The organism is Xenorhabdus bovienii (assembly GCF_024721015.1).
Classification (GTDB): domain Bacteria; phylum Pseudomonadota; class Gammaproteobacteria; order Enterobacterales; family Enterobacteriaceae; genus Xenorhabdus; species Xenorhabdus bovienii.
In genome coordinates this window covers 1-5,397 of record NZ_JANAIF010000124.1, presented here as the reverse complement: position 1 = coordinate 5,397, position 5,397 = coordinate 1, and the positions used below count along the sequence as shown (strand labels likewise).

Sequence of the window (5,397 nt, the reverse complement as noted above, 5' to 3'; positions counted from 1 at the left end):
GAGTTTTTGGCGAAATTGATTATACCCAATCATCATGCTGTTCAGATTACCTTCACAAAACGTCAACACGCCCTAATTGAATTAGACATAAATACCCCTAAAGGATTGATGTTATATATTCTCCGTGTGGATAAATAGTACGATTTGTATTTTGAATAATCAACATTAATTTATATTAAAAATACAGAGTGATTTTTAATATACTAATTAGTAAGGGATTTTATTTTTTTCGGATGCTGTAAATGTGATCAGTGTCACTATTATGGGCATAAAAAAAGCCCCATGAAGGGGCTTGGTGTGAATAAATTATGGCGTGATTAATAATGCAGTACTGAGTGCCAAAACAGTTTACCAATGATGGTTACACTATCTTCGCTCGCAATCTCATCCTCGTATTCGTCACGATTATAGCTGCGAATAAGCAATTTGCCGCCCGGTTTCCTATATAGGCATTTTATCCGCTTTAATCCTTCCTGTTCGATGGCGTAAATCTTTCCATCACAAATAGTCTTATTAGCTATATCAATGGCTACAGCCGCTCCATTTGGTATAACAGGTTCCATACTATCCCCCTTTGCAGGGAAACATAGAATTGTTGATCCATCTGTCGGAGCACCGATTCTCCGTAACGTTGCTTTAGAAAATCTTAACTTAAAGCCGTTGTAGTCCACGTCAATGCACTTACCACTTCCGCAGGCAAACTCAATATCTTTCAAGAACGGCACTTCAACCTCGCCACTATCTAGTGGTGTATTGCTATCCCACGAAGCTACAGGTATCCATTCACTCTCTGGTGGAATATCAGATTTAGCGTAGTTCTGTTTTAACGCATTTTCCAGCTTTGGTTCACTGACTCCATTTAGTAACCAGTCCAATGAGTATCCAAATTGCTCGCTGATACTTTGTGCTGCTTCTCTGCTTATAGAGTTCCTGCTTAGCCAGTTATTTACCGTTTGAGCGCTAACATTTAGCGATTCTGCCAGTTGTTTTTGTTTCATATCTTCATTGGCTAAGATAGTTTTTAGACGGTCTTTTAAGGTGTTGGTTTTATAATGAATACTTAGTGTAGGGGTTTTTTTTTCTGCTTGATTTATCATCCCTTCTGAATCAAAGCTAACATTATCGAGTCCTACGGCTTTCATTATCTCCATAATCACCCCGACAGAAGGGGCTCTTCTCCCGTTCAACCAATGCCCCACCGCCCCCTGCGTAACTTCCAGAGATTCGGCTAATTTTTCTTGGGAAATCTCAAGTTCTCTCATTCTGGATTTAACCAGTTCATACCATATTTCTTTCATGTATTAATTCTCTTCGTAAACTATGAATATTTCAATGTACAGTATGTATTGATTATACACAAAAAAGCATATATTATCCTCATCATGGAGGAATCATCATGAACTCAATAAAAAAATACAGAAAAATGGCAAAGCTAAAGCAAAAGGATTTGGCAGAACTGGTTGGATTAACACCTTCCGCCATTAGTCATTATGAAACAGGAATTAGAGTGCCAGACATAAATATTTCTAAAAGATTAATTCGTGCCTTAGAGATGCAAGGAGTGAAGTGTAGCTTGGATCAACTTTTTGCAGACGGCGCAGTCCAAGCCCACGAGCTACGCCCCGATCTGCCTAAAGTGTTCCCACCGCCCGCAGAGCACAACGATGTTTCCTAATTTCACCAAGGTCACCATGCCATCGCATTTCTACCCTGACGATGGCACATGGATACAAGAGACGTTGGCGAAGCTGAGAGCCAGCACCAGAGCAAAGATCACCGCGAAGTACTCAGAGGTGTATCAAGCAGCATGGGATAGCGAGCCAGTCTCATACCGGAAGGACAACGCAGCACGACGAGCAGCAAATATCAGGCTCAGAGAGTTTGTCACGAAGTATGAGAAGGCGGCACAGGGTTATACAGAGAAGCCGAAGACGGTAAGTCAATAATCAAAAAATTAAGGGGATGAGATGTTTAGACGCTTAGATGGCTATATATGTTTTTTGGGGAAGAGGGGAAAACTTTCTAGGGGGGTTTGGGGGGTGATCTTTGAAAGGGGGTGTTAGGGAAGGCACAGCCAAGAGGGAGAACTCAGATCTTAATGTAGATCACTGTAGGGGTTACAAAATGGGACAGGTGGCTAGACGGCTAAATAGGAATAAGAAAAAGGCTTGTCCTCTGGCAGTGGAAATTATTCAAGTGAGGGTATCAATGTTAACTGAGAAGGGAAATGTAAGAGGGTGCAAGAAACCGAGCGGTAAAACTTGGGAGGGTAAACCCGTCTCGGCTCTTGCAGCAGGTATCACTGGGACGCGATTACCTGAGACAAAGTATCGCACGGTTACTATAAAAAATAAACAGGGGGCGAAGAGATGCTAGAAATTACCCCCAACTTTGCTCAGGAACGCGCTTTAAACATGCTGCGCCAGAACTGGAAGGGCTTTAATTCTTTCATGGTGTACGCCCCGACAGGTGCAGGTAAAACCGGGTTATCTGCCTTCATTATTGACGGGTTTGTATCCAAGAGGATGAAGGTCATGATGATCTGCCCATACCTTGTTCTGATAAACCAAACTGCCCAGCGCTTTATCGAGTATGGATTACCGGAGGATGAAATCGCCTACATCTGGCGTGATCACCCCAATCAAGACCCGTCAAAGCTGATTCAGATTGCGTCGGCTGACACGCTGATCCGCCGTGACTTTCCCGAAGACATTAACCTGCTGGTGATTGATGAAGCGCACCTGAAACGCAAAAAGATACTGGAAGAAGTTACCCGGCTGACCTCAGAAACGGACTGTAAGGTGGTGGGATTGTCGGGAACACCGTTCTCACCGTTCCTCGGTCACTATTATCAGAAGCTGATAAAGCCCACTACGATAAAAGAATTAATCCAGCGTGGCGACCTGAGTCCTTACGAGTTTTACGCTCCCACCAAGCCCGATTTAAGCAAGGTGAAGTCTGCCCGCAATGACGACTACGGCAGCGATTACAAGGAAGACGAGATAGCCGAAATCATGTGCGGGGCTGATTTGGTGGGGGATGTGGTCAGTAGCTGGCTTAAGCTGGGCGAAAATCAACCCACTATCTGCTTCTGTGTCAATGTCAGCCACGCCAACTTTATCACGGTCGAATTCAATCGTGCCGGGGTGAATGCTGAGGTGATGACGGCCAACACGCCCCAAGATGAACGGGATTTGATCATCCATCGCTTTGAGCAGGGTGCGACGAAAATTATCGTCAATATAGGCGTACTCGTGGCGGGTTTTGACAGTGATGTCCGGTGCATTATCTACGCCCGTCCCACCAAGTCAGAGATCCGGTGGTTGCAGTCAATAGGTAGATCGCTGCGTCCGGCACCGGGTAAAGACAGGGCTATCATTCTGGATCACTCCGGCACGGTTCACCGCCTTGGCTATCCCGATGATATCGAATACAACGAACTGCCCAGCAAAAATGACGGTATGAAGTCTAGCTCCAGTTACCGGGAACAAGAGAAGCGGGAGAAGCTACCGAAAGAATGTTCCTCCTGCCACTACATGAAGCCAGCGGGGGTCTATGTCTGTCCGAAGTGTGGATTTAAGCCGCTGGTGGGTGAAGACATTGATGTCGATACCAGCCGCACTATCCAGAAACTCAGTAAGAAAGAGCGCGTCTACACCCAAGCCGAAAAGCAGAGTTTCTACTCGCAGTTGAAGTACTACCAGAACCAGCGCGCCTCACAGGGTAAAGCCATCAGTGACGGCTGGGTATCAAATACCTTTAAAGACAAGTTTGGCGCTTATCCGCGTGGATTGCATGACACCCCACAAGAGCTAACGCCTGAAGTCAGTAATTTCATCAAGCACAAACAAATTGCCTTCGCGAAATCCCGCAAAAAAGCGGAACAGGTGCAACCGTCCAGCAACGAGCAGCAGGAAATGCGTCTTGAGGTTGCTCACCAAAAAGTGCGCGATATTCGTGAAGCATTAGGCAGACCATCACATCAGGGAGGCACACTGTGAACAGAATCAAAACGACCGAGGCTGTTATTGGCCGCTGGCCTGAAATCTTCGCCTATTACAAATTACCCCCGGTGACAGGGAAAAATCATTTTAAAGGCAAGTGTCCGATATGCGAACGGAAAGGAAAATTCCGCATTGACGATAAAGAAGGACGCGGAACGTTTATCTGTGCTTGTGGTGAGAGAGGTGATGGTTGGCGACTTCTTCATTTGACTCAGGGCAAAGAATTTAAGGTGCTGGCCGATGAGATTGATCTGCTACTGGGTATTCAGTCGGATAAGCGCAGTGTGGTGAAAAAAGAGACAAATATCACCACATTCAGAAGCAAGGTGACTGCCTGTTATGCCAACTTACCTAACCTGAAAGGGACGCAGGGTGAAGCCTATCTGCGAAGCAGGGGCATTCATGTTTTGCCTGCCGACAACGTGAAATATTGTGCTGAACAACCTGTTCGCAACGGAAAGCTACAAGCCCTCTGGTCATTGGTCACGGATGCGAAAGGGACATTGTGTTACTTGCATCGTACCTACCTTGACGGGGATAAAAAGGCCGACATTACCCCGCAAAAGAAATTGGATGCCATGCAGGAAGAAGCTTATCGCGATCACGTTCAGTCACCGGCAATTCGCCTTTTTCCGGTCGATTCGACACTGGGGATCGCAGAAGGCATCGAAACTGCACTGTCCTGCAAACAGATTTACGGTGTCAACACATGGTCAGTGGTGCATGCGGGTTTTATGCGGAAATTCAGAGCACCGAAGGGCGTAAAGCACCTGATTATCTTTGCAGATAGTGACAGCAATGGCACGGGGTTAGCGGCGGCTTTTGAATGCGGAAACGGAAATATTCTCAGCAACAATGATGTTGAGGTTGTCAGTATCCGGTGGCCTGAAGGGGAGTGTGATTTTAATGATCTCTTAGTGGATGGGGCGGTGGCTTATCAACATAAGTTATGGAGAAAAAAATGATCACTCAATCAGAGTTAAAAAGCATGCTTAGTTATGATCCTGAAACAGGCCTGTTCACATGGATAAAAAGAAATAGCAATAGAGTGAAGATTGGCGATATAGCAGGCTCTGTTAATGATAATGGATACATAGATATCAGGATACATGGACGGCTCATGAGGGCGCACAGGTTAGCTTGGTTATATATGCATGGAGAATGGCCCCGTGAGGTCATAGATCATATTAACGGGGTGAGGGATGACAACAGAATTTCTAATTTACGAGATGTTTCGCACAGCATAAATATGCTTAACACCAGTGAAAAATCATCATCAAAATCAGGTTATAGAGGGGTTTCTTGGTGTCATGACACTAGATGGTGTCGTCATGAGGAATTTCGTGCAATAATAATGCCCCACCATTCCATCATAAGAGTTGATTAACCATGA

The 5,397-nt window shown here is 45.3% G+C and carries 5 protein-coding genes and 1 pseudogene; 4 read left to right on the top strand and 2 right to left on the bottom strand.

Going from position 1 to position 5,397, the window contains the following annotated elements:
* Window positions 1-317 precede the first annotated feature (317 nt).
* Together NXS07_RS18440 and NXS07_RS18435 are read right to left on the bottom strand one after the other, a co-directional pair.
* A complete protein-coding gene (locus NXS07_RS18440; protein WP_258087362.1) occupies window positions 318-1,097 on the bottom strand; it encodes a LexA family transcriptional regulator in 780 nt (259 codons plus the stop codon).
* Between the two features lie 39 nt (window positions 1,098-1,136).
* Window positions 1,137-1,262: pseudogene (locus NXS07_RS18435) on the bottom strand (helix-turn-helix domain-containing protein); the annotation flags it as partial.
* A gap of 134 nt (window positions 1,263-1,396) precedes the next feature.
* Between NXS07_RS18435 and NXS07_RS18430 the strand changes: the two are divergent.
* The 4 genes from NXS07_RS18430 to NXS07_RS18415 all read left to right on the top strand — a co-directional run bounded on the left by NXS07_RS18430 (window position 1,397) and on the right by NXS07_RS18415 (window position 5,391).
* Window positions 1,397-1,675, top strand: coding sequence for a helix-turn-helix transcriptional regulator (locus tag NXS07_RS18430; RefSeq protein WP_258087361.1), 279 nt, complete (start codon window positions 1,397-1,399; stop codon window positions 1,673-1,675).
* Window positions 1,676-2,369: 694 nt separating this feature from the next.
* Window positions 2,370-4,001: a DEAD/DEAH box helicase gene (locus NXS07_RS18425; RefSeq protein WP_258087360.1), complete on the top strand. Its 1,632-nt coding sequence runs from the start codon at window positions 2,370-2,372 to the stop codon at window positions 3,999-4,001.
* A complete protein-coding gene (locus NXS07_RS18420; protein ID WP_258087359.1) occupies window positions 3,998-4,969 on the top strand; it encodes a DUF7146 domain-containing protein in 972 nt (323 codons plus the stop codon). Before NXS07_RS18425 ends, NXS07_RS18420 begins: the two co-directional genes overlap by 4 nt.
* The gene (locus tag NXS07_RS18415) at window positions 4,966-5,391 is read left to right on the top strand and encodes an HNH endonuclease signature motif containing protein (protein ID WP_258087358.1); all 426 of its coding nucleotides are present in this window, start codon (window positions 4,966-4,968) and stop codon (window positions 5,389-5,391) included. Before NXS07_RS18420 ends, NXS07_RS18415 begins: the two co-directional genes overlap by 4 nt.
* Window positions 5,392-5,397 lie beyond the last annotated feature (6 nt).

Bases quoted from the DNA above. Each gene is read 5' to 3' on its own strand.
- NXS07_RS18440 (WP_258087362.1), bottom strand. From the start codon at position 1,097: ATGATAAATCAAGCAGAAAAAAAAACCCCTACACTAAGTATTCATTAT.
- NXS07_RS18430 (WP_258087361.1), top strand. From the start codon at position 1,397: ATGAACTCAATAAAAAAATACAGAAAAATGGCAAAGCTAAAGCAAAAG.
- NXS07_RS18425 (WP_258087360.1), top strand. From the start codon at position 2,370: ATGCTAGAAATTACCCCCAACTTTGCTCAGGAACGCGCTTTAAACATG.
- NXS07_RS18415 (WP_258087358.1), top strand. From the start codon at position 4,966: ATGATCACTCAATCAGAGTTAAAAAGCATGCTTAGTTATGATCCTGAA.